Annotated in this window: 2 rRNA genes; both read left to right on the top strand. The window is 40.0% G+C overall.

Going from position 1 to position 618, the window contains the following annotated elements:
* Positions 1-30: 30 nt before the first annotated feature.
* A 5S ribosomal RNA gene (gene rrf, locus L1D60_RS23470) occupies positions 31-146 on the top strand.
* A gap of 360 nt (positions 147-506) precedes the next feature.
* Positions 507-618: ribosomal RNA gene (locus L1D60_RS23465) — 16S ribosomal RNA — on the top strand; the annotation flags it as partial.

Below are 618 nucleotides of genomic sequence, written 5' to 3'. Positions count from 1 at the left end.
AATAACAGCTTTCCAGATTTTAAGAATTTGCTTGGCGACCATAGCGTTGTGGACCCACCTGATTCCATGCCGAACTCAGAAGTGAAACGCAATAGCGCCGATGGTAGTGTGGGGCTTCCCCATGTGAGAGTAGGACATCGCCAGGCTTCTATTTACTTTCATTTTTTAGAAAAATGAAAACAAAATAGCGACTTTGCTTAGTATCTAAGCAAGTCACCATAAAGTTCTAAATAAATTTAGAATTTTATGTTGACTTACAGAGTCAATCGCGTATTATACGCATCCGCTTCAACGCTAAAGCGTTGATAGCAAAGCTCTTTAACAATTTAAACCTATCAATCTGTGTGGGCACTCGTTGATGAATATCAAAAAATGAAACTTTGGTTTCAACTTGATTTCAATGAACTGAGTGACCAATCGATAATTTATTATCGGCACAGTCAATTCACAGTCACTATTCGTAAGAATAGGGAATGTAATCAGTATTCGTTGAGTCACAAAATCTTAAATTGAAGAGTTTGATCATGGCTCAGATTGAACGCTGGCGGCAGGCCTAACACATGCAAGTCGAGCGGAAACGAGTTATCTGAACCTTCGGGGAACGATAACGGCGTCGAG

Origin of the sequence: Vibrio sp. Isolate30, assembly GCF_022397975.1 — a bacterium.
GTDB classification, from domain to species: Bacteria; Pseudomonadota; Gammaproteobacteria; order Enterobacterales; family Vibrionaceae; genus Vibrio; species Vibrio fortis.
The sequence above is the reverse complement of the archived record's forward strand: the minus strand, read 5'-3'. Positions and strand labels throughout refer to the sequence as shown.